The sequence below is a fragment of the Mucilaginibacter sp. A5337 genome (assembly GCF_059690695.1).
Map to the genome: position 1 here is coordinate 1061205 of NZ_JCAWEC010000001.1, position 23406 is coordinate 1084610.

The 23406-nt window shown below is 41.7% G+C and carries 25 protein-coding genes; 3 read left to right on the top strand and 22 right to left on the bottom strand.

The window, feature by feature from the left end; translation table 11 throughout:
• Positions 1 to 2 precede the first annotated feature (2 nt).
• The 20 genes from nuoL to AC59JO_RS04440 form a co-directional block, all read right to left on the bottom strand.
• The gene (nuoL, locus tag AC59JO_RS04345; protein WP_413669367.1) at positions 3 to 1916 is read right to left on the bottom strand and encodes an NADH-quinone oxidoreductase subunit L; all 1914 of its coding nucleotides are present in this window, start codon (positions 1914 to 1916) and stop codon (positions 3 to 5) included.
• 142 nt (positions 1917 to 2058) lie between these two features.
• Positions 2059 to 2388, bottom strand: a complete 330-nt coding sequence (nuoK, locus tag AC59JO_RS04350; protein WP_090533902.1) for an NADH-quinone oxidoreductase subunit NuoK — start codon at positions 2386 to 2388, stop codon at positions 2059 to 2061.
• Positions 2388 to 2891, bottom strand: coding sequence for an NADH-quinone oxidoreductase subunit J family protein (locus AC59JO_RS04355; protein ID WP_091217130.1), 504 nt, complete (start codon positions 2889 to 2891; stop codon positions 2388 to 2390). The genes nuoK and AC59JO_RS04355 overlap by 1 nt, the downstream gene beginning before the upstream one ends.
• 57 nt (positions 2892 to 2948) lie before the next feature.
• Positions 2949 to 3446 (bottom strand): NuoI/complex I 23 kDa subunit family protein, encoded by a 498-nt coding sequence (locus tag AC59JO_RS04360; protein ID WP_091217133.1) that lies wholly within the window; start codon positions 3444 to 3446, stop codon positions 2949 to 2951.
• A 4-nt stretch (positions 3447 to 3450) separates the two neighbouring features.
• Entirely contained in the window at positions 3451 to 4494 is a 1044-nt protein-coding gene (gene nuoH / locus AC59JO_RS04365) for an NADH-quinone oxidoreductase subunit NuoH (RefSeq protein WP_497303637.1), read from the bottom strand.
• The gene (locus AC59JO_RS04370; protein ID WP_394332327.1) at positions 4494 to 5483 is read right to left on the bottom strand and encodes an NADH-quinone oxidoreductase subunit G; all 990 of its coding nucleotides are present in this window, start codon (positions 5481 to 5483) and stop codon (positions 4494 to 4496) included. The genes nuoH and AC59JO_RS04370 overlap by 1 nt, the downstream gene beginning before the upstream one ends.
• 114 nt (positions 5484 to 5597) lie before the next feature.
• Positions 5598 to 6956 carry an NADH-quinone oxidoreductase subunit NuoF gene (gene nuoF / locus AC59JO_RS04375; RefSeq protein WP_112575916.1) on the bottom strand — a complete coding sequence of 453 codons (1359 nt, stop codon included), beginning with the start codon at positions 6954 to 6956 and terminating at the stop codon, positions 5598 to 5600.
• A gap of 3 nt (positions 6957 to 6959) precedes the next feature.
• Positions 6960 to 7484 (bottom strand): NADH-quinone oxidoreductase subunit NuoE family protein, encoded by a 525-nt coding sequence (locus tag AC59JO_RS04380; protein WP_090533912.1) that lies wholly within the window; start codon positions 7482 to 7484, stop codon positions 6960 to 6962.
• On the bottom strand, positions 7477 to 8688 hold the full coding sequence (locus AC59JO_RS04385) for an NADH-quinone oxidoreductase subunit D (RefSeq protein ID WP_208864805.1): 1212 nt from the start codon (positions 8686 to 8688) through the stop codon (positions 7477 to 7479). The genes AC59JO_RS04380 and AC59JO_RS04385 overlap by 8 nt, the downstream gene beginning before the upstream one ends.
• 111 nt (positions 8689 to 8799) lie before the next feature.
• Positions 8800 to 9303: an NADH-quinone oxidoreductase subunit C gene (locus AC59JO_RS04390; RefSeq protein ID WP_413669370.1), complete on the bottom strand. Its 504-nt coding sequence runs from the start codon at positions 9301 to 9303 to the stop codon at positions 8800 to 8802.
• Complete coding sequence (locus AC59JO_RS04395) at positions 9303 to 9845, bottom strand: NADH-quinone oxidoreductase subunit B (RefSeq protein ID WP_091175781.1); 543 nt, start codon at positions 9843 to 9845, stop codon at positions 9303 to 9305. Before AC59JO_RS04395 ends, AC59JO_RS04390 begins: the two co-directional genes overlap by 1 nt.
• Before the next feature lie 249 nt (positions 9846 to 10094).
• Positions 10095 to 10466, bottom strand: coding sequence for an NADH-quinone oxidoreductase subunit A (locus AC59JO_RS04400; protein WP_091217156.1), 372 nt, complete (start codon positions 10464 to 10466; stop codon positions 10095 to 10097).
• 179 nt (positions 10467 to 10645) lie between these two features.
• On the bottom strand, positions 10646 to 12340 hold the full coding sequence (locus AC59JO_RS04405; protein WP_413669371.1) for a tetratricopeptide repeat protein: 1695 nt from the start codon (positions 12338 to 12340) through the stop codon (positions 10646 to 10648).
• 10 nt (positions 12341 to 12350) lie between these two features.
• Positions 12351 to 13277 (bottom strand): PstS family phosphate ABC transporter substrate-binding protein, encoded by a 927-nt coding sequence (locus tag AC59JO_RS04410; protein WP_413669372.1) that lies wholly within the window; start codon positions 13275 to 13277, stop codon positions 12351 to 12353.
• A gap of 223 nt (positions 13278 to 13500) precedes the next feature.
• On the bottom strand, positions 13501 to 14331 hold the full coding sequence (locus tag AC59JO_RS04415; RefSeq protein WP_274986923.1) for an energy transducer TonB: 831 nt from the start codon (positions 14329 to 14331) through the stop codon (positions 13501 to 13503).
• Between the two features lie 40 nt (positions 14332 to 14371).
• Positions 14372 to 14917, bottom strand: coding sequence for an ExbD/TolR family protein (locus AC59JO_RS04420; protein ID WP_413669373.1), 546 nt, complete (start codon positions 14915 to 14917; stop codon positions 14372 to 14374).
• 9 nt (positions 14918 to 14926) lie between these two features.
• The gene (locus AC59JO_RS04425) at positions 14927 to 15553 is read right to left on the bottom strand and encodes an ExbD/TolR family protein (protein WP_413669374.1); all 627 of its coding nucleotides are present in this window, start codon (positions 15551 to 15553) and stop codon (positions 14927 to 14929) included.
• 90 nt (positions 15554 to 15643) lie between these two features.
• Positions 15644 to 16477 carry a MotA/TolQ/ExbB proton channel family protein gene (locus AC59JO_RS04430; protein ID WP_274986920.1) on the bottom strand — a complete coding sequence of 278 codons (834 nt, stop codon included), beginning with the start codon at positions 16475 to 16477 and terminating at the stop codon, positions 15644 to 15646.
• A gap of 429 nt (positions 16478 to 16906) precedes the next feature.
• Positions 16907 to 17242, bottom strand: coding sequence for a translation initiation factor (locus AC59JO_RS04435; RefSeq protein ID WP_413669375.1), 336 nt, complete (start codon positions 17240 to 17242; stop codon positions 16907 to 16909).
• Between the two features lie 5 nt (positions 17243 to 17247).
• Positions 17248 to 18135 (bottom strand): diacylglycerol/lipid kinase family protein, encoded by an 888-nt coding sequence (locus tag AC59JO_RS04440; protein WP_413669376.1) that lies wholly within the window; start codon positions 18133 to 18135, stop codon positions 17248 to 17250.
• A 217-nt stretch (positions 18136 to 18352) separates the two neighbouring features.
• On the opposite strand from AC59JO_RS04440, the gene metK reads away from it, so the two are divergent.
• The 3 genes from metK to AC59JO_RS04455 all read left to right on the top strand — a co-directional run bounded on the left by metK (position 18353) and on the right by AC59JO_RS04455 (position 21957).
• Positions 18353 to 19603 (top strand): methionine adenosyltransferase, encoded by a 1251-nt coding sequence (metK, locus tag AC59JO_RS04445; RefSeq protein WP_497303644.1) that lies wholly within the window; start codon positions 18353 to 18355, stop codon positions 19601 to 19603.
• A 257-nt stretch (positions 19604 to 19860) separates the two neighbouring features.
• The gene (locus tag AC59JO_RS04450; protein ID WP_497303646.1) at positions 19861 to 20379 is read left to right on the top strand and encodes a hypothetical protein; all 519 of its coding nucleotides are present in this window, start codon (positions 19861 to 19863) and stop codon (positions 20377 to 20379) included.
• A 504-nt stretch (positions 20380 to 20883) separates the two neighbouring features.
• Positions 20884 to 21957, top strand: coding sequence for an AAA family ATPase (locus AC59JO_RS04455; protein WP_497303648.1), 1074 nt, complete (start codon positions 20884 to 20886; stop codon positions 21955 to 21957).
• Between the two features lie 246 nt (positions 21958 to 22203).
• Here AC59JO_RS04455 and AC59JO_RS04460 read toward each other — a convergent pair whose 3' ends face one another.
• Together AC59JO_RS04460 and AC59JO_RS04465 are read right to left on the bottom strand one after the other, a co-directional pair.
• Complete coding sequence (locus AC59JO_RS04460) at positions 22204 to 22404, bottom strand: hypothetical protein (RefSeq protein ID WP_497303650.1); 201 nt, start codon at positions 22402 to 22404, stop codon at positions 22204 to 22206.
• Positions 22405 to 22464: 60 nt separating this feature from the next.
• Positions 22465 to 23391 (bottom strand): anti-phage phospholipase, encoded by a 927-nt coding sequence (locus AC59JO_RS04465; RefSeq protein ID WP_497303652.1) that lies wholly within the window; start codon positions 23389 to 23391, stop codon positions 22465 to 22467.
• Positions 23392 to 23406: the final 15 nt, after the last annotated feature.

Sequence of the window (23406 nt, forward strand, 5' to 3'; positions counted from 1 at the left end):
GTTTATATTTTAGTTAATCCAAATACGCTATACAGAAGTACCGCAATAATTCCCAGTACCATGATGAATATGTAGAAACCCACATTACCTGTTTGCAGCAAACGAAGGCCTTTACTGGTTTCAATTGTCCCTCTGCCTATGCCATTCACCAGGCCATCTATCCCCAAACGCTCTATGATATTATAGAAGAAGTCAGAAAGCCAGTCGAGCGGTTTACGAACAATCAGGTCATAAAGCTCATCAAGGTAAAACTTGTGATATGAAATGCTGGTCAATGCCGGACGCTCTTCAGTATCAGCAACAGGTACACTACCATTTTTAGCATATTTAACATAGGCATAGGCCATAGCAGCTAAAGCAAGTACTACCGACGTACCCATTAACGCATACTCAAGCGATTCAGACAAATGATGCTCGCCCAAAATCTCGTTTGATTTATGGAAAACAGGCTCAAGGAAATGTGCCAGTTCATGGTGTCCGTGTAATACTTCCGGCACACCTATAAAACCACCTACTATTGAGAGGATAGCTAACACAATAAGCGGAATAGTCATTGTTGGAGGCGATTCATGCAAATGATGCTCTTGCTCATGTGTACCGCGGAATTTTCCGTAAAATGTAAGGTACATCATCCTGAACATATAGAATGAAGTTAACATAGCGGTTAATACGCCTACGGCCCAGAATATAGGGCTATGAGCGAATGCATGTGCCAGGATCTCGTCTTTAGAAAAGAACCCTGCAAATGGCGGGATACCCGCGATAGCGACAGTACCGATCATCATGGTGGTGAAAGTAGTTCTTATCTTGCCTTTCAAACCGCCCATTTTACGCATATCCTGTTCGCCACTCATAGCGTGGATCACGGAACCTGCGCCAAGGAATAATAAAGCTTTAAAGAAGGCGTGAGTTAACACGTGGAAGAAAGCGCCCGTATAAGCACCAACACCCAGGCCTAAAAACATATATCCCAATTGAGATACAGTTGAATAAGCCAGTACCTTTTTAATATCCGTTTGTGTTAACGCGATAAGTGCTGCAATAAGCGCTGTTGCCAAACCTACATAAGCAATGATCTCCATGGTATCCGGAGATAAAGTGTAGAATATGTTTGAGCGGGCGATCATATAGATACCGGCCGTAACCATGGTAGCAGCGTGGATCAAAGCAGAAACCGGAGTTGGGCCGGCCATCGCATCAGGTAACCAGGTAAACAATGGTAATTGTGCAGACTTACCGCATGCACCGATAAATAATAATATAGTAATGAACAATAGCGGAGTGGTACCTGATTTCATAACAGCAGCCTTAGGAAAAATTTCCGCAAACTGGATACTGCCGAAAACATAAATAATGGTGAAGATCCCTAATAAGAAACCAAGGTCACCGATACGGTTCATTACAAACGCTTTCTTCGCTGCATCTGCATAGTCAGGGTTAGTAAACCAGAAACCTATAAGCAGGTATGAGCATAAACCTACGCCTTCCCATCCAATAAACATGATGAGGTAGTTTGAACCCAAAACCAACAACAACATGAAAAACACGAACAAGTTGAGGTAAGCGAAAAACTTTCCAAAACCTTCGTCGTCATGCATGTAACCAATAGAGTACAGGTGGATCAGGAAACCAACACCTGTAATGATCAGGAGCATGATTGAACTTAACTGATCAATAAGGAATGCGAAAGGGAATTTCAAGGCGCCAACCGCAAACCAGGTAAAGTAGTTAACGTTGATGGCTACACCAGTTGATTTTACCTGGAAAAACGCGGCAATACTTAAACCAAATGATACCAGTACCAGCAAGCTGCCGATAAAGCCAATTACGCTTTTTGATAATGAATTACGGCCAAGTCCGTTTATAACAAAACCGGCTAACGGTAGTATAGGAATAAGCCAGATATATTTATCCATGTTCGATGTTGTACGTTTTACGTGTTACGTTATACGTTTTTAATTATCTAATCGCTATTGCGGGAAAGGGGCAACAACGTTTGTTTTATTACTAATCAGTTATACAAACCCGAAATTGAAATTCCGAAATCCGAAATAACCATTACCACTTCAACCTGTTCAATACGTTGATATCAATTGAATTGGTGTTACGGTAAATCATCACGATGATAGCCAAACCAACTGCAACTTCGGCAGCGGCCAGTGCCATGATAAAAAACACGAACACCTGCCCGGTAGCATCACCCCTGTATACCGAAAACGCGGTAAGCAAAAGGTTAACCGAGTTAAGCATCAACTCAACCGACATGAAGATCACGATAGCATTACGGCGGATCAATACGCCCATTACGCCTATAGCAAAAATGATTGTGCTTAACAATATGTAATGATTAAGCGGCACGGCGTGCATTGTATTTGTTAAACTTTCCATTATGCTGCTTTAGGTTCTTTTTCTTTAGTGGCCAACAATACCGCGCCTACCATTGCTGATAACAACAATACCGACGATATTTCAAACGGCAATAAAAATTCGTTGAACAATACTTTACCTAAGTTTTTTACAAGGCCCAGATCAGGGTTTTGTAATAACACAGGGTTTGATGCGCCAATAAGTTTTAACGATGATGCAACAGCAACAGCTAATATGCCACCGCCAAAAACACCGGCTATTTTAACCATGAAAGGCTTTACAGGTTCCGACTCCTTGTTAAGATTGATGAGCATCAGCGTATACAGGAACAATACCAGTATAGCGCCCATGTATACAATGAAATTTACAATCGCCAAAAATTGCGCATTAAGCAAAATATAGTGGATGGTGAAAGTAAAGAAAGTGAGGATCAGATATAGGATACTATGTACCGGATTTTTGGCCGAGATTACCAATATCGAAAAGAATATGGACAAAAATGCGATGAAGTAAAATGTACTCATGTTTTTATTTACAAAATACCTTTACCCTTTTAGGCAGGGCAAAGGTATAAAACTTCTTTATTGATTTAAGGGCGCTTCTACTAATTTGTCTTTACCGTAAATAAAATCCTTCCTTAAGTAGTCGGCAGGTACAATATCTCCGTCAAGGTAAATAGCTTCTTTAGGGCAGGCCTCTTCGCACAAACCGCAGAAAATACAACGCAGCATGTTGATTTCATAAACAGCAGCGTATTTCTCTTCGCGGTATAAATGCTCTTCACCTTTCTGGCGCTCTGCAGCTGTCATAGTGATAGCTTCCGCAGGGCATGATAATGCACAAAGGCCGCAGGCGGTGCAACGTTCTTTACCGTTTTCATCGCGCTTAAGCGAGTGCATACCACGGAAGTTTTCAGAAAACTCGCGCTTTTCTTCGGGATAACTGATGGTTACCGGCTTTTTGAAGAAGTGTTTCATTGTTGTGGCCAAACCGCCAACAATAACAGGCAGGTAAGCACGCTCCAATAAGGTAAGAGGCTTAACTTCCAGTACTTTTCTTTTATTGCTTAATGATTCCATTTGATTAATATCCAAAGTGTGTAAGTAATGTGCTGCCTACACCGGTAAGCACAATGTTGGCAATAGCCAGAGGTATTAATATCTTCCAGCCCAGGTCCATCAACTGATCATAGCGGAAACGAGGGATTGTCCAGCGTACCCACATAAAGAAGAAGATAGAGAAGAAAATCTTACCAAATAATACAACAACACCAATAATAGGCGCTATAGTAGGGCCGGCATGAGCAGCAACCCAATCCATACCAGGATAGTTATAGCCCCCCCAATATAAAGTAGCCATTACTGCTGATGAGATGAACATATTGATATACTCGGCAAACAGGTAAAAACCTAATTTCATTGATGAGTATTCGGTATGGTAACCGCCAACAAGCTCGGTTTCGCACTCAGGTAAATCGAAAGGTGAGCGGTTGGTTTCAGCAAAGGCACATACCAGGAACAGGATAAAACCAAGCGGTTGTCTCCAAACATTCCAGTGAAAGCCGTGCTGTTGTTCGGCAATTTCTTTAAGGCTCAATGTACCGGTAAGCATCAGCAATGCGATGATGGATAAACCCATCGAAATTTCGTAGCTGATATTTTGTGAAGCAGCACGGATAGCGCCTAACAACGAATATTTATTATTTGATGCCCAGCCACCAATCATGATGCCATAAACACCTAATGATACTACACCAAAAATGTAAAGTACACCTACGTTAATATCGGTAACCTGTAAATCAAAAGTACGACCGCCGATTTGAATAGCTGATCCCCATGGAATAACAGCCGAACCTATACAAGCGGTTAAAATAGCCAGCGAAGGCCCAACAATGAACAAAAAGCCGGTAGCGTTGGTTGGGATGATCTCTTCTTTCAAGAACATCTTACCACCATCTGCAAGGGGTTGCAAAATACCCCATGGACCGGCACGGTTAGGGCCTACCCTATCCTGGAAAAATGCTGCTACTTTACGTTCGGCATAGGTTGAGTACATAGCCACAACCAGGCTGATTGCAAAAATCACAACGATCAATACGATTCTGAATATTAAATCTGCAGTTTCCATTATAAGCGTGTTTCCCTTTCAAATTGGTCTTTATTTGCTGCCTGCAATACCGGGTTGGTTTTAACAACCGGCAGTGGTGTAAACTCGTAATGGTTAGCGCTGATCACTGATTGGTGCGATACCTTACGCGGGCCTTCAATAACCCAATCGGCAGTTTTCTTTTTGTCGAAGCGGCAGGTGTTACAGATAAATTCTTCAACCTCGCCATAAACATCTTTACGGCCGGTTACCCTGATCACATCCTCACCTTTGTACCATAAGGTAACTTTACCACAGCATTTATCGCAATCGCGGTGTGCTTCAACTGGCTTAGTGAACCAAACACGGTTTTTAAAACGGAAGGTTTTATCAGTTAATGCACCTACAGGGCAAACGTCAATCACATTACCAGAAAAATCGTTATCAACCGCTTTGCTGATATAGGTAGAGATTTCTGAATGATCGCCCCTGTTCAGGATACCGTGTAAACGGGTATTGGTGATCTGGTCGGCAGTGAACACGCAACGGTAGCAAAGGATGCAACGGGTCATGTGCAGCTGGATCTTATCGCCGATATCGATTTTCTCAAATGTACGACGATCGAACTCATAGCGGGTTTTAGCAGCGCCGTGCTCAAAGCCTAAATCTTGCAGGTGACATTCGCCAGCCTGATCACACACAGGGCAATCAAGCGGGTGATTGATCAACAACATTTCTACCACACCTTTACGAGCTTCAACAACCTCGGGCGAAGTGATATTTTGTACCTCCATCCCATCCATAACACCGGTACGGCATGAAGCCACCAGTTTAGGCATAGGGCGTGGATCTTTTTCAGATCCTTTGGTAACCTTAACCAAACAGGTACGGCATTTACCGCCACTACCTGCCAGCTTGGAGTAATAGCACATAGCAGGCGGAACAATGTCGCCACCTATTTGCCTTGCGGCATTCAGGATGCTTGTTCCGGGTTCTACATCAACGGTTATTCCGTCTATTGTTACTTTCATTGACATTTAATAATAACGTCGTTTGTTAATTAACCCCACCCAACCCTCCCGAGGGGGAGGGCTTTTGTGAGGCCTTATTTTTAAAGTCTCCCCTCCGGGGAGATTTAGAGGGGTTTACGCAGTCTCTACAACTTTCAACGGATCAGCGTAATGCGCCAAACCATAGTTTCTTGAAGTTGCTTCGCTTGCGTTAGTTACATGCCACTCAAACTCATCCCTGAAATGGCGGATAGCACTGGCCACAGGCCATGCTGCCGCATCACCCAACGGACAAATAGTATTTCCTTCTATCTTTTTAGATACATCAACCAGCAGGTCCATGTCGCTCATTTTGCCATGGCCATATTCTAAGCGGTGCAATACTTTTTCCATCCAGCCAGTACCTTCACGGCAAGGCGAACATTGTCCGCAGCTTTCATGATGATAGAAACGGGCAAAATTCCAGGTATTACGTACGATACAGGCATCCTCATCATAAGCAATGAAACCACCAGATCCCAGCATAGTACCGCTTACGAAACCACCATCTGATAATGATTCGTAACTCATCAAACGGGCTTCGTTATTGATAGTTTTCAGGATCAGGTTAGCCGGTAAAATTGGCACTGATGAACCACCCGCAACAACAGCCTTTAAGCGTTTACCATTGGCGATACCACCGCAATACTCATCCGAATAAATAAATTCTTCAACAGGTACACCGAGTTCAATTTCATAAACTCCCGGTTTTTTCAGGTTACCACCTGCAGAGATCAATTTAGTACCTGTACTACGGCCGATACCTATTTTAGCGTACTCATCGCCGCCTTCGTTAATGATAGGCACAACAGCAGCAATTGATTCAACATTATTAACTACGGTTGGGCAGCCATATAAACCGGCAATAGCCGGGAATGGTGGTTTAATACGCGGATTACCACGTTTACCTTCCAATGATTCCAGCAATGCAGTTTCTTCACCGCAGATATAAGCACCACCACCAGGTTGAACATAAAGTTCGAGATCGTAACCGGTACCCAATATATTTTTACCTAAAAAGCCTTTCGCTTTTGCTTCGGCGATAGCCCTTTCCAGGATCCTTACCTGTGGCATCATTTCGCCGCGCAGGTAGATATATGATGTATTGGCACCAAGCGCAAAGCTTGATACAATCATACCCTCAATTAATAAGTGAGGGATATAGGTCATCAAATAACGGTCTTTAAAAGTACCCGGTTCAGATTCATCACCATTACAAACCAGGTAACGTGCCACACCTTCTGGCTTCGCCAAAAAGCTCCACTTCATACCGGTAGGGAAACCTGCACCACCACGACCGCGCAAGCCTGATTTTTTAACCTCTTCAACAATCGCCTCGGGCGACATGGTTTTTAATGCTTTCTCAACAGAAGCATAGCCACCCTTTGAACGGTAAACATCAAAAGTATTGATGCCGGGTACGTTTATATGTTCTAAAAGTAATTTCCGTCCCATAACTTAATTCTTAGCTTTCGCTTTTAAATCACTGATCAATTTATCTACCGACTCGTTGGTCAGGTTTTCATAAAAAGTATATTCAGGGCCAATTTGTAATACCGGGCCAAAACCGCAGGCAGCAAGGCACTCCACTCCTCTCCAGCTAAATAAGCCGTCGGGAGTAACTTCACCTTCTTTTACACCGAGGGTTTCCTCAATATGATCCATGATCTTCTCGGCGCCTACCAGGCAGCAGCCGCTTGTACGGCAAACTTCCAGTACGTACTTACCTTGCGGGCGTAAAAAGTACATGGTATAAAATGTAGCAACCTCATACACCTCAATAGGCAGGATGCTTAAATATTCGGCAACCTTATCCATTGCAGGTGCGCTTACCCAGCCAAATTCTGCCTGAACGAGGTGAAGGATTGGCAATAAGCCCGATTTTTGTTTACCCTGCGGATAACGGCTAACTATTTCATCAAATTTGCTGATCAGTGCCGGCGAAAATTCAACCGGTTCCTGAGCTTCGTCAACTCTAAGCATCTAACTCTCCGGCTATAACGTTTAAACTACTCATGTTAATAATAGCATCTGATAATAACATACCGCGGCTCATTGGGGCATACATCTGGTAATTGATGAAGCTTGGCCTGCGGAAATGCAAACGGTAAGGTGAACGGCCACCGTCATTAACCAGGTAAAAGCCCAGCTCACCGTTAGTGCCCTCAACCGAATGGTAAACCTCGGTAGTTGGGGTTGGAATTTCGCCCATCACAATTTTAAAGTGATAGATCAAAGCTTCCATGTTATTATATACTTCCTCTTTCGGAGGCAGGTAAAATTCAGGTACATCAGCATGGAAAATGTCGCCCGGTTCTTTATCAAGCTTGACAAGCGCCTGCTCAATAATCCTTAAGCTTTGCCACATCTCTTCGTTACGAACCAAAAAGCGGCTGTAAACATCGCCATTGTCGCCAACCGGCACTTCAAATTCAAAGTCTTCGTAAGATGAATACGGGTTCATTGCCCTTACGTCGTAATCAACACCGGCGGCACGTAATAACGGGCCTGTCCAGCTATAGCTCAACGCGGTTTCTGCAGTTACAGCAGCTACGTCGCGTGTACGGTCAACAAAGATCCGGTTACGGTTAAACAAGCCTTCAAACTCCTTAAGGGTTTTAGGAAAGCTCTTTAAAAACGCACGTAATTTATCAAATGCACGACTGTTAAAGTTACGCTCAAAACCACCTATACGGCCTATATTGGTTGTAAGGCGTGAGCCGCAAACCTCTTCGTATATTTCATAGATAGCCTCACGTTGCTCCATCATGTAAAGGAAGCCGGTAAAAGCACCGGTATCTACGCCTAATACACCGTTACAAACAATGTGATCGGCAATACGGGCAAGCTCCATTACAATTACACGCAGGTAATCAACACGTTTAGGAGTTTGGATATTCAGAAGCTTTTCAACCGTCATGTGCCAACCCATGTTATTGATAGGTGATGAGCAATAATTTAAACGGTCGGTAAGTGGGGTGATCTGGTAAAAAGGCCTATGCTCGGCAATCTTTTCAAATGCGCGGTGAATATAACCAATGGTTGATACACCGCTAACGATACGTTCGCCATCAAGCTGAAGCACATTTTGAAACACGCCGTGCGTAGCAGGGTGTGTTGGGCCCAGGTTAAGGGTTGATAGCTCGCTTTGCGGATCGTTATCTGTATATACAGGATGATTTTGCATCAGTATTATTAATTAGAGTCAGGAATCAGGAAGACAAGAATCAAGATGAAACTTATTCTTACTTCTTGATTTCCTGTTTCTCGATTCTCAATTTCTTGATTCTATAGTATGTTATCTTCCGAAATAGAAATCTTTCTTATCAACACGGTTAGGGTCTTCCAAAGGAAACTCTTTACGCATTGGGAAAGCAGTCATGTCGTCAACATTTAAGATACGACGCAAATCCGGGTGCCCGTCAAAAATAACCCCGAAAAAGTCGTATGTTTCGCGTTCCATCCAGTTAGCACCTTCCCAAAGCACAGTAGCTGTTGGTATGTGCACATCGCCATCGGCCAAAAACACCTTGATCCTGATACGGGTATTGGTGGTTAAGCTGTGCAGGTGATAAATTACACCTATTTGCTTTTCCTGCTCAGGATAGTGAATGCCGGTAATATCTGTTAAAAAAGTAAATTTAAACGAGGGATCGGTTTTCAAAAACGTAAGCAGATCGATGATCTGTTCGCGACCGGTTTCAACAGTAAGTAAGCCATAAGGTTCACCTATAACTGTTACAGCGTCGGCAAATTTATCGCCTATTGCTTTTACTATGTCTTCGTTAGGTATAGCGGCCATTATTGAATCCCGTATTTAGCTAATAACTCCTGGTACTTAGGTTCGTTTCTGCGACGCAGTGATTCCGTTTTAACCAGTTCCTGAATATTCATAAAACCATCAATAATAGCCTCAGGCCTCGGAGGGCAACCGGGTACATAAACGTCAACCGGAATCACCTCATCAATACCCTGCAAAACTGAGTAAGTATCAAATATACCACCACTTGAAGCACAGGCACCTACTGCCATTACCCAACGAGGCTCGGCCATTTGCAGGTAAACCTGGCGTAACACAGGCGCCATCTTCTTAGCTATGGTACCCATAACCATCAGCAAATCGGCCTGACGCGGTGAAAAACTCAAACGCTCGGCACCAAAACGCGAAAGATCATAGTGAGATGCCATAGTAGCCATAAATTCGATACCGCAGCATGATGTGGCGAAGGGTAAAGGCCACAATGAATTTGAGCGTGCTATACCTATTACTTTATCAAGCGAGGTAGCAAAAAACCCGGCGCCTTCAACTCCGGCGGGGGCATCAACTAATTGAATATCACTCATTGAACTAAATTGATAGAAAAATCATCGTCCACTAAATGTGGATAATGGGAGCAAATTTACAATAATAACGATGTAAAATGTACACTATAGGCTTGCAGGGACTATATTTAGAATCAATCTAAAAAAGAATTCCCTAATCCTTTGATGTGCAGATATGCAAATTTCAAATGTGCAGATGATTTATTAAATTTCAGAATTAAAAGAACTCCTTCATCTGCATATTCGCACATCCGAAATCTGCACATTTAATTAATCCCAGTCTAAAGCGCCCTTTTTTATTACGTAGATAAAACCCAGCAAAAGCGTAGCCATAAAAATGAACATTTCAATAAGGCCGGTAGTACCTAAAGCTTTGAAATTTACCGCCCAGGGGTACATAAAAATAACCTCGACATCAAACAGCACAAACAAAATGGCTACAAGGAAATATTTAATAGAGATTGGCGTACGGGCATTACCCACCACCTCAATACCCGATTCAAACGGGGTCAGTTTATCTTTTGTTTTTCTTTTAGGACCTATTTTGTGTGTTACAAACATTGTTGTTACCACAAACCCTAAAGCCACCAACATTTGAAATATGATGGGTAAATAATTAACCGGTAAACTTTGTGCTTCCATGCTGCAAATATACTAATGCCTTAATAATAAAAAAGTGTGATTTATAAGGTTATTAATCATTTCTGCAATTCATTACCAATCTTGATAACTGAATTGGTTCATTAAATCAATTTTGCAAATCACGCAAATAAAAAAGGCCTCTTTTTCAAGAGGCCTCCTTATATCAATTAAAGTTTATGTTATTTGCTTTTACCTGCTCCGCCTTTGCGTTGAAAGAACGCTACCGCCTGTTTGTTGGTAGGATCACTTTCCCGCGCTTTAGTGAAGTTTTCAGTTGCTTTTGCATCATCTTTTTCTTTGTACTCGTAGTAAGTACCTAAGTAAGCATAAGCATTAGCCAGGCTCTTTTTAGTTTTATCATCTGCAGCACCTTTCGCTGTTACCAGCTCAATGTATTTTTCATAAAATGGTTTAGCATAACCGTTAATGTTGTTACGATCTTTTTCTTTCATATCGTTAACATAAGCACGGTATAGGTAACCATCAGCCGTAGTTGGGCTTTTTTGGTTTACATAGCTAAACGCTGAATCGGCCCTTACAAGCAGTGAATCGGCATTTGGCTTCTTTTCGTCATAACCAAAATAGTAGCTGATACCTTCGTAAAAATAGTCAGTCAATTTCACGTTACGGCCAGCTTTCAAAGTAACCTGACGGTAAGCATCACCTGCCTGCTCATACTTTTTCTGGTGATATAATGCCTTAGCAATTTCACCGTAAACATCAGTTTGAGTGCTGTCAAGCTCTAAAGCTTTTTTCAGGGTGTTAATACCTATTGAATCCTGACCTGTAGCCATTTGCAAACGGCCCTGATATAAATAATCACGAGGTATGATACGTTTTGGATCAGCTTTCTGGAACCATGTGTTAATCGCAGTTAAACCATTTTGATAATCTTTGTTTTCGAAAGCAGCATAAGCCAGATAACGATAAACCCTTGCATTGCTGCCTGCTGATTTTGAAAGATCAGTTGTAACCTGTTGCAAGGTTTTGTAATCGCCTGCAAGGATCAGGAAGTCGGCATAACGCATTTGTGACTCAACTGACTGATCTGTTAAGCTCAGGTATTGTTTGTAATGATCAACAGCTTCTTTAATTTTAGCAGAAGCCATCTTAGGATCTGTTAAAGACCAGCGCAAATCGGTTTCAGCCCATTCGCGGTAAGCCGGGCCGTAGTTTGCATTAATAGCCAATGCATCTTTAAATTGCTGCTCAGAACCATCAAAGTTATTAGCAAATTTATACAATACACCGGTTGCAACTTTGGCAGCCGGATTTTTAGGGTCAAGCGTAGAAGCGTCGGAATAGTTTGAATAAGCTTCGTTACTTTTTAATACCGAGCGGTAAGCATCACCTAAAGCGATAAGCAAATCAACATCTTTTGCATTGATGGCTTTTCCTTTAGTTAAAACTGCAATAGCAGCATCCGCATCAGCAGGTGCAATTTTTTTATCGGTAGTTGTAGGTAACAAATATGATAAACCTACATAAGTGTAAGGTTTTGCATCCTTACCTGCCAAAGCCACAGCCTGGTTAAAGTTAGTTGTAGCGCCTGCATTATCCTTATCTAAGCGGGCAACAGCGCCTAAACCGGCATAATTTAATGCTGATTTTGGATTTGCGGCAATACCTTTATTGAAAACGACTTTCGCCGAATCAGAATAGTCCTGTTTAATGTACACCCAACCCAGGTAAAAGAAATTTTCATCTTTAGCTGGCTGAGTTGTAGTAAGCGTTTTGAGCATCGACTCTGCTTTCTGATATTGTTCGGCGTCAATAGCTTTTTTGGCGTCGGCAAGACTTTGCGCAAAAACTGATGATGAACCTAAAAATACCAGTCCTAATGAAGCCTTAGCTATTTTACTGATCATTTTCATCTTTATTTAGTTATAGTTTACTTTTTAAAATTATTTCTCTCGGCGGGATCGAATCAGGTAATAAACCCGATTTCAATATGATCCGTTGCCCTACATCACTGGCTAAGAACGTAACAAAACCGGCGGCTAAACCATTTTTACTCGAACAATTAACCAAATATAGCGCCCTGCTTAAAGGATACTGTTTTAAGACAAGTGATTCCTGCGAAGGTTTAAAAAATTCGTTAGGGTACTTCTTATTCCCCTCATCTTTAACACCCACTATTTTCACTTTGTCAACATAACCGGCATAGGCTTCTTCAGGGTTGTTAATCCAGCTAAAACCTATAATACCCATAGCATCCGAATGCTCACTTACGTATTTAATAACATCAATATTTGACTTTAGAGCATAAATGTTTTTTTGTTTAAACTCCTTATTTCCAGAGAAATCCTTCAAATATCTTACCAAACTTGAGTTTGGATTATCAAAAACTATAGTTTTGTTTCCGACACCCTGGCCATTAAGTTCTTTCTTTAGTTGGGCAACCGTTATAGTAGTATCGCCCGATGCTTTATTTACTATTAATGTAATTGCATCTACTGCAAAAGGTATAACTTGAACATCCAACGAACGGCGGGTGATTATATTACGTTCGGCAGTATCCAGATCACGTGATAATACGGCAACCCTTACACTGTCATTTAACAACATATTTACAGCCTGGTTTTCTGTTTTATAAACAAATACCGGGTCGGCGTTGGGGTACCGGCTCCTGTAAACGTATTCTTCCTGTGCTATTATAGGCGAAAAAGACTCATCGGCAGCAAAAGTTGCCCTTCCTGTGTTGAAGCCATCGGTTGGTACAGATTTTACTTGTTTCTGTTTACAAGCCTGTAAAGAGGCCATCGAAACAAATAAGATCGATACGTATACAACCCGTAAATTAATCTTCATACTGATCCTTCTTAAACAATCTTGAAAACCTTAAAATCGCGTAGCCAATAATAAACGCACCGAAAAGTAAACGTTGGTAATGTTGCAGTTGTAACGGAAGCGCGTCCCAGAACATAATCATGAGACCTAAAACCACGAAGCAAATAAATGCAGCGGTTCCTAAAATAAGCAAAAACCGCCTTTTGGGCGATTTTTGCTCTTTATTGTAATTAAATGGCATTACTTATTCTTCAGATGCTAAAGTAAAGCTAATTGGAACGCTGTATTGTACACGAACCGGACGACCGTTTTGTATACCAGGTTTCCATTTTGGTGAATTTTTCAATACACGAACCGCTTCTTCGTCGCAACCGCTGCCGATGCCCCTAACAACTTTAATGTCAGTTAAAGAACCATCTTTTTCCACAACGAATGTACAAATTACACGACCTTGTGTATTGTTTTCACGGGCTACAGCCGGATACCTGATGTTTTTGCTCAGGTACTGACCAAATTTCTCTAAACCGCCGGCAAATTCCGGAACCTGCTCAACCGAAGTAAAGATCTGGTTAGGATCGGCCTCTACCACTTGTTTAACGTCTGAATTACCTACCGGCTCATCAATTCTGATTTCGGCGTTAGGATCACCTTTTTGGTCTTTTTGACCCGGATCCGCAACAGCAAGCTCTTTTACAGTTGGCGGATCTTTCTCCTTAACCTCATTATCTGGTTTTACAACCGGAGGAGGGAAACGTACCTGGTCTACCTTTGGTTTTGGTGGTTCAGGTGGCGGCGGAGGTGGTTTTTTGGTTTGGTCAACCGGTGGTGGAGGTAACAGAACCACGTCTGTTATCTTCACTTTTTCGTCTTTCGCAGGGATAAGACCTTTGATCTTGTTGATGATAGTTGGTAAAGAAACTATAAATACAAAAACCACGATAGCGATGATCAATGACCTGCTGGTGTTTTTCGAATTTTCCTTTCTTAACTCGTAAGCCCCATAGGCTTTATTACGATTACTAAAAACAACGTCGATCCATTCCTGCTTTAGTATGTCTAATTTTGATCCTAACATCTGTTAAGGCTTTAATGGAAATTAATAACGTTATTTAATACTATTTATTATCGTTGTACAAGCCGTCTTTTTTCAGCAACTCGATCTCCGGTGCAGATATATCTACAATGCCGTAGCTCTGGATATTTGCTATGTTAATCTCATCAAGCGTGCTAACCATATTTTTATATTTTGATTTATCGCTTGGTTTGATCACAACAAACATGTATTTGCCTGTTTTTTGCTGTACTTCTTTACTTTTTTCAATTAACGTTTTACGCAATCCATTCGGACCGAAGTTGTCAATTGTTGGTGCCGATTTTCCCGGCTCGCCGATATACCACTCCAATTTATCGTCGCTTCCCAATAAAATGGTCATCGAACGAGAAGCGGCAATATCCAGCTGATCTTTTGTTTTCTCATCTTTATCAGGCATAGCCAAATCCATCGCCTTTGGTTTAGCGAGTGTAGTGGTCATGATGAAGAAGGTGATCAACAAGAAAGCCAGGTCAACCATCGCGGTTAAATCTACACGGGTTGATTGCTTTTTACTGCGAACCTTACCGCCTTTGTGTTTGCCTCCCCCGGAGGTATCTAATTCTGCCATGGTCTTCTTTTATTTTTTAGCTGCACCACCACCGGCGCTGCCCAAATCCGTAATTAAACTAAACTTGTTAACTTTTTGCTTTTGCAAAATACCGATAACATCCTTTATAACCGGATATTCCTCTTTGCTATCACCTTTAATAGCCAAACGAAGTTCCTTGTTATGTAAGGCTTTGGTAGCTATACGGGCCTGACGAATCCAGTTGGTAAGCTCTGCCGAAACAGAGTCTCTCGGAATACCCGGCTGAGCATATTTCTTTTGCTGATCGGCAGATAAAGCAATAAACTGTTTCAACTGATTCATTGGCACGCCAAATGAATTGATAGAAGAAAATCTGGTTTGTTCTTCAGGCGTAAAGGTCATATGATATATTGAACCCATTTGGTTCAAAGTTTCCTTGCGGATATCAACACCTTCAACACCAAAGAAAGCTTTTTGATCACCTACAGATATTGTAGCAAAATCAGACTCAGGTACTGGCTGCTGGATTGAAGACTTCGGTATATCAATAGGTACCGGATCCTCGGTTTTTACTTTTGCGGTCATGATGAAGAAAGTAAGCAGCAGAAACGCCACGTCGCACATAGCGGTCATGTCAATTGCGGTGCTCTTTCTTGGAACTTTTATCCTTGCCATGTTAAAAATTTCTTAAAAATATATAGTGTTTCAGTATTAACTATCTTGCCTCTAACTTATTGTGCACGAGGCATAAGCACTAATATATTCTTATTTATTTTTGTGAGATGAAGCAAATGTTTGTACAATGCTAAATCCGGTTTCATCAATAGCGTAAGTAAGCTTGTCAATTTTTGATGTAAACACGTTGTACATAACAATTGAAATAGCAGAAGTACTGATACCGAATGCAGTGTTGATCAAGGCTTCAGAAATGTGAGCTGATAGTTCAACCTGGTTAGGTACACCGGCTGTTGCTAATGAAGAGAACGCTTTGATCATACCCACAACCGTACCTAACAGACCGGTTAATGTACCGATAGATACCAAAGTAGCGATGATAGTTAAATTTTGCTCAAGCATTGGCATTTCCAAAGCAGTAGCCTCTTCAATATCTTTTTGGATAGCTAAAGTTTTTTGATCAACGTCAAGGTTTGGTTCAGCTTCCATTTCACCATATTTTTTCAATGCTGATTTGATAACGTTAGCAACAGAACCTTTTTGTTTGTCGCACTCTGCAGAAGCACCTGCAATGTTACCTGCATTTAAAAGAGCCTGGATTTTCCTTACGAAGCTGTCAACACTACCAGTACCTGAAGCTTTGCTGATAACGATGAAACGCTCGATAGAGAAAACGATAACCATTAATAAGAAGCCCATGATCACTGGTACGATAACACCACCACTGTGAACTGTTCCAAATATGTCTGTTGGATAAGCGTTAACATCACCACCTTTAAAGTGGCTTGGATCACCTAAAATGAATATAAAGATACAAGTTGTAACAATAAGACAAATTGGAATAGTTAAAGAAGCAAACATGCCCGATGCACTTGAGCTTTCTTTCTTAACAGGAGTAGTTGGTTTTGTTGGTGCGTTTGCCATTACTTTTGAATTTTTAGTTTTTGTTTTTGTTTATTTTATAAGTTAGTTAAAATGCGCTGTTTGTTGGGAATAACAAAAATAGAATTTTATTGAATTAAAAAAACCATTTATGTTATTCTTTACAATTTTTTAATACAGAATATCATTCTGTGTATTGTTGGTGTTTATAAACGCAACAATACAAATTTATTGTGTGTTACCAACACAATTATTTGCAATGAAAACCATTTTTTTTAAAAATAGCAAGTGATAACATATAAAATTTGTGTTACCAAGCTAAAATCAGGTGTTTTTTTTCAAAGTTTATAAAAAGCTGCATGTTACATTTAACTACAATGCAAGCTTTGTAACATATAGTTGCACACTTTGTTTAAAAACGCTCCTTTCAAATAATTCTGTTAAACTACGGTTTATAATGTTTAGTTAATACTACCCGCCTGCTTTTTTGGCTTTATAGCCATCTGCCTGCAGTAAAATTAACACTTTGTCCCTAAAATCGCCCTGGATCAGGACCTCGCCGTCCTTAACAGAACCTCCAACCCCGCATTTGGATTTCAGTTTTTTCCCTACGGCTTCCAGGTCGGCATCCGCGCCGATAAAGCCCGAAATACGCGTAACCAGTTTGCTACCGCCCTTACGGTCAAGGTATATTTTAAGGTTTTGTTGCTGTGGCGGTAGGGTATCCTGCTCTCCCCCACCGTTTTCCTGGTATTGAAAATCCGGATCAGTTGAGTAAACTACGCCGGTAAAATTTTTCTTAGCCATATTGATCAGTTTTTAAATGACGGGCCAACTATAACTCTTAATGAATTGGGCAGTATATTGATATCTATTCCTGTACCGGCTACCTGGGGTTCACCATCCAGGTGGATAGGGCCGGTATGTTCTCTTTTTATCAGGATCTGTTTGCCGCGAATAATTTCTACATATTTTGAGCTTTCAGTTGCTTTAACCAGCATACGCATGCTCATTTCCGGAAACCTCCACAACGGAAAAGGCTTAATCACACAAACATCCAGCAAACCATCCTGCAGACTTGCCTTGGGCGATATGTGCACATTATTACCATATTGCGACGAATTTGCAATACTGAGCATAAATGCTTTGTAATCATATTTTTTTCCGTCGATATCTATATGATAGTTTTGCGACTGATAGCCAACCACTTCTTTTATCGACGATTTGATATAACTGATAAAGCCACGTTTTTTGCCGTGCGAAAAAATCTCGCTGATGTGGGCATCAAACCCCATCCCCGCCATGTTAAAAAATGGCTGCCCGTTAATCCTGGCCGAATCAATAATTTCGGTACGGCCTGATGCCAGGTTTTTGATAGCACTCTTTGTATCCATCGGAATACCCAAAAACCTCGAAAGCCCATTGCCCGAGCCAAATGGCACTATTCCAAGCGAGGTATCAGTATCAACAATAGCCGAAGCTACTTCATTAACCGTACCATCGCCGCCAACCGCAACCACTATATCAAATTTCCCTACTGCTTCGGATGCGATAACCCTTGCATGTGCCACGCCATCACTAAAAGCTATAACCGGCTCCATTACACCGGCATCAATAGTATCTTTAATCAGTTCAGGCACCCCGTCCTTCTTCTTCCCGCCCGAAATTGGGTTTATTATAAATAACGCTTTCCGTTTCAACTATATATATTATTTCAATCGTCAAAAGTAAATGTATTTTCGGCTTTGTGAAATTTGTTTTATTTTTACCGCCCGAATGTGGACTGATTTAATGCTCCTTTTTACACTGGAGCCGGATTGCAACCACGTAAAAAAGTGCTAAAACCATGCTTCTTTTTACCACTCGATCCGTGTTAAGCCCCTCCCAGTCGATTTTAATTTTACTTATTTAAATTTTATGTCATATTTATTTACTTCAGAGTCCGTATCAGAAGGTCACCCGGATAAAGTGGCTGATCAGATCTCGGACGCGCTGATTGATCATTTTTTAGCATTTGATGCCGAATCGAAAGTTGCCTGCGAAACGCTGGTAACCACAGGCCAGGTTATTTTAGCCGGCGAAGTAAAATCAAAAGCCTATCTGGATGTACAGAAGATTGCCCGTGAGGTGATCAACAAAATCGGGTACACCAAAGGCGAATATATGTTTGACGGCAGTTCATGTGGTGTGCTATCGGCCATCCACGAACAATCGCCTGATATTAACCAGGGGGTTGACCGCACCGCCAAAGAAGAGCAGGGTGCCGGCGACCAGGGGATGATGTTTGGTTATGCTACCGTTGAAACCGATAACTATATGCCGCTTGCCCTTGATATCGCCCACGCCTTATTAATTGAGCTTGCAGCCATCCGCCGCGAAAACAACGAGATCAAGTATCTTCGCCCGGATGCAAAATCGCAGGTCACTTTGGAGTACAGCGATGACAACAAACCTCAGCGTATCGATGCCATTGTTATATCAACCCAGCACGATGATTTTGACGACGAGCCTGCTATGCTGGCTAAGATCAAAGCTGATATTATCAGCATCCTGATCCCACGCGTTGAAGCTAAATATCCTAAATACGCGCACTTTTTTAACGACGATATTAAGTACCATATCAACCCAACCGGTAAATTTGTTATTGGCGGCCCCCATGGCGATACCGGCTTAACCGGTCGTAAAATCATTGTGGATACCTATGGTGGTAAAGGTGCTCACGGCGGTGGCGCTTTCTCAGGTAAAGACCCTTCAAAAGTTGACCGCTCGGCTGCTTACGCTACCCGTCACATTGCTAAAAACCTGGTTGCTGCCGGTTTGTGCGATGAGGTATTGGTACAGGTATCATACGCTATCGGTGTGGCGCAGCCAATGGGCATTTACGTAAACACTTACGGCACTGCCAAGGTTGACCTGCATGACGGCGAGATCGCTAAAAAAGTAGAAAGCATTTTTAACATGACCCCGTACGCTATCGAAACCCGTTTCAAACTGCGTAACCCTATTTACAGCGAAACCGCAGCTTACGGCCACTTCGGCAGACCAAATGAAGTTGTGACCAAAACTTTTGTTGGCCACGATGGCAGCAAATTGGAACGCGAGGTTGAACTGTTTACCTGGGAAAAACTTGATTATGTAGACCAGGTTAAAGCAGCATTCGGTTTGTAATTAGTTACACCTATTTATATAAGAATAAGACAATAGCGATGGGCTTACCTGTCGCTATTGTTGTTTAACCTCACCCCGGCCCTCTCCAAAGGAGAGGGAGCTCTTTTTTTTCTTAAAGTCCTCTCCTTTGGAGAGGATTTAGGTGAGGCTATAAGTGCGTTTTTTAAAAGCCCTCCCCTCCGGGGAGGGTTGGGAGGGGTTTCCTTATTAAATTATAAATACATACATTTATCACCCAAAATCCCCCGAGCCTGTTAATGCCTGCTAATACCCGGAACGCCGTAACCGCTATCATTTATTTTGCTGTGTCAGTTATGATAACAGCATGGTTCATTGAACAAAAGTTTGGCTATGTGGTTACACCCGATATTATATTGCTATCCAACATTGTTGCAGCCATAAAATGGGTGATTATCACCATTGCCGCAATGGTTTTGCTTAAAGAGAACAAATGGATATTTATCAGGCGTATAGCGTTTGCCTGCCTGGCCGGAAGCTGCACCATGTTTTCAACTTACGCATTTAGGTTTTTACCTGTGAGCAGTTGGCAGCAATTTACCTATACCATGGCTTTGGCACTGCTGGTAATGACGGTATTGTTTTTTAAAGCTGTTATTGATACCCGGCTTTCGGTTAAATGGTTTGCCGTATGGATGGCTATTCTGATCATAAGCGTGATATTGCAAATTAAAGTGGTATTCCATTTGCACCCATCGCTTGTAACAAATGAGGTGTCCCAATTTTTTGATTCCCGAAAAAAAAGTGAAATAGCCTGATGGCTCTTTTTCTTAAAAATCACAAGTGTTCCATTTTTTGAGCGTTAAAACGCGGGACAGGCATTTTATGAAACATGCTAAAAATCAACAGATTATCATTTTTAGCGAAAGATCATTAAATATCTGACTATCAGCAATTAAACCTTTCACGAGTGAATTTCATGATCTATTACGCCAATAGTTTAACCTGATTTTACGACAGGCATTTTCCGCAATTTTCTGTTATTTTTTCTAATTTTTTTATGGCCACCCCGATTATTCATCGGGGGTACTGACAAAACAGTGCCACCAATATTGCAAACGGTTGCCGGTAAATTTGAACCTCACCCAACCCTCTCCAAAGGAGAGGGCTTACGAAAATCCTTCCGGGTGACACTTGTTAAGTCAATAGTCCTTAGTCTTAAGTCAATAGTATTAAGTCTGAAGTCTTTTTTTTGCTTCTGTACCCGGCACCTATGACTTTGGACTAAAGACTAAGCCTCAATTTATCGATAACATAATACTATGATTGAAAAAAATGGAAGACCACTGGTTGTGGAAATGATCCGCACCAATGTGCGCGATGCGGCGCGCAGAGACGCTAAAAAAGGAATCCGCCCAAGGGTTTATGATCCGGATGGCATCCCCGATCTGTTCATTATTCACCAGGCCAGCGCATGGATGGAGATGGAACGCGGACACCAAACACCACACATGCTGTTTGGCGAGTTTTGGCTCGAGGGCGAGCTGTGCATCCTGTTTGCCGATACCAATATGGGCAAAAGCCTGCTGGCCGTACAACTGGGCGACAGTATTGCCCGCGGCGAAGCCATTACACCTTTTAAAATGGATGCAGAACCCAGCCCGGTGCTATATATTGATTTTGAGCTGAGCGGCAAACAGTTTGAACAACGCTACACCGATGGCAGCAGCACCCACACTTTTCACGAAAATTTTTACCGCGGTGAATTTAACCAGATGACCGGCCTGCCGCATGATTTTAAAACTTTTGATGAGTTTATTACCCACGGCCTTAGTCGCGCCATTAAACGTACCGATGCCAGGGTGCTTATTATTGATAATATTACCTGCCTGCGCAACGGCACCGAGCGCAGCAGCCAGGCCCTCTCGCTCATGAAACAGCTTAAGCTGCTTAAAACCCGGCATGGCCTCAGCATCCTGGTGCTTGCCCATACCCCCAAACGCAACCCGGCCCTGCCCATTACCCGCAACGACCTGCAAGGCAGCAAAATGCTCATCAACTTTTGCGACAGCGCCTTCGCCATGGCCGAAAGCCAGACACTACCCGGCTACCGCTACCTGAAACAGGTAAAACAACGCAGCACCGCCGAAATGTACGGCAGCCATAACGTATGCCTCGGCCGGCTGGAAAGGCAAAATGGTTTCTTAAAATTTGTATTTTCCCATACCGATAACGAGGTTAAACACTTGCGCCGCTACAGCCAGGTAGAACGGCAACGCCGGGCAGCAGATGTACTCGCACTTCATAAACAGGGTTTGAGCCAAAGGCAGATTGCCGGCAGGTTGGAAATGAGTTTATCGGCGGTGAACAGGGTGTTGGGGGTTGCGGGAGGATGAGGGTGCTTTTACGGTATATTCTGGCGCGAGTATGTAGGGTTGGGTTGAGATATGGGATACTCGTGACTTTTCAAATAACTGATGATGCATTTAGCAAAAGTTACGAGTACGCCAACGCTTTGCCAACGCAGCATACTCGCGCCAGTTAGGAGAGAACATTCTTTTACCAACTTACAAATAAGCCGCAACCCAAAAGTTTAAATACTACTTCGGATTACGGCTAGTTTCATTTAGTAATTAATGCATTTAATATTCAATCTTCTCAAGTACAAAGGTTAGGGAATACATGTATGACGATGTTGCTCCTGTTGTAACAGGTAAGATTTGTTTAACCAAATATCCATCATTTAAATATGCAGATAGTACCGGGTATTCTTGTTCACTAAAATTCTCTGTTCCAAAAGTCCCTGTGTAGGTATGAATTGTAACTACTTGTTGCTGTGTCATATTATTCATTTTTAATTCTCTATTCTAATAATCTTTATATCACTCTAACTTATTGAAAGTTTATTTTATTCTAAACGCTCCAATTATATCCCTTTCGTAATTAGCGTAAGACCCTATACCTAACTTGTACATATTGCTCAATTTAATTGGATTATTTTCCATCATATTAGTCCCATGCTGTGGCTGTGCAAAAGTTTCATTTATACGCGTGATCATTAGTTCTGGAAAAAGAAGCTTTGTCACAACTTCCGTTGTATTTGAGCTGGCGATAAGTACCCGACTTGCAATTTGCGCCATTTCAAAACGGCTTAAGATTTTTTGAACTTTTATTGGCTTCTCTATATAATTTCCAACTCCGACACTCAATATTCGAATATCCTCATCATTTAGTTTGAGTGCTTTTTTAGCATCGATTATCGCGAACAAAGTTGGATTATTGGCAATAAATCCTCCGTCAATAGCTGTAATATTCTCCTTATTAGCAGTCTTCAGTATCTTTTTATTAAAAATAGGACAGGCGGCGCACGATGCTTCGATTGCATCTAATATGGTAACACCGAAGCCCGGTACAAATGAGCTTTTAGTACCATGAGCGCGTTCTATATCATTTTTCAAGATTAAAGGTTTTTGTGTCTCATAATTCATCGAAACAATACCGACCCCTGTCTTAAAAGCATCAAATTTAAGGTCACCAAATACCTCTGCTCCTAATCTTTTTAACGTTCGACTTTTACCTGCTTTTGTCCATTTTTTCATAATTGTTGGTACAAGTTCTAGATAAAGTGCCTTGATTTTTTCGATATTATAACCTAAAGCAATCATCGAAGTTATTATGGAACCAGTACTGGTTCCATATATCAATTGAAAGTATTCATGTAACGGCTTACCAACAGCTTTTTCAAATTCACTTAATACTCCTAATGTATAAATCCCCTTTGCTCCTCCCCCATCCAAACAAAGTATATTAGTCTCAGTTTTTTGCTCCATTTCGAAATCTTATTA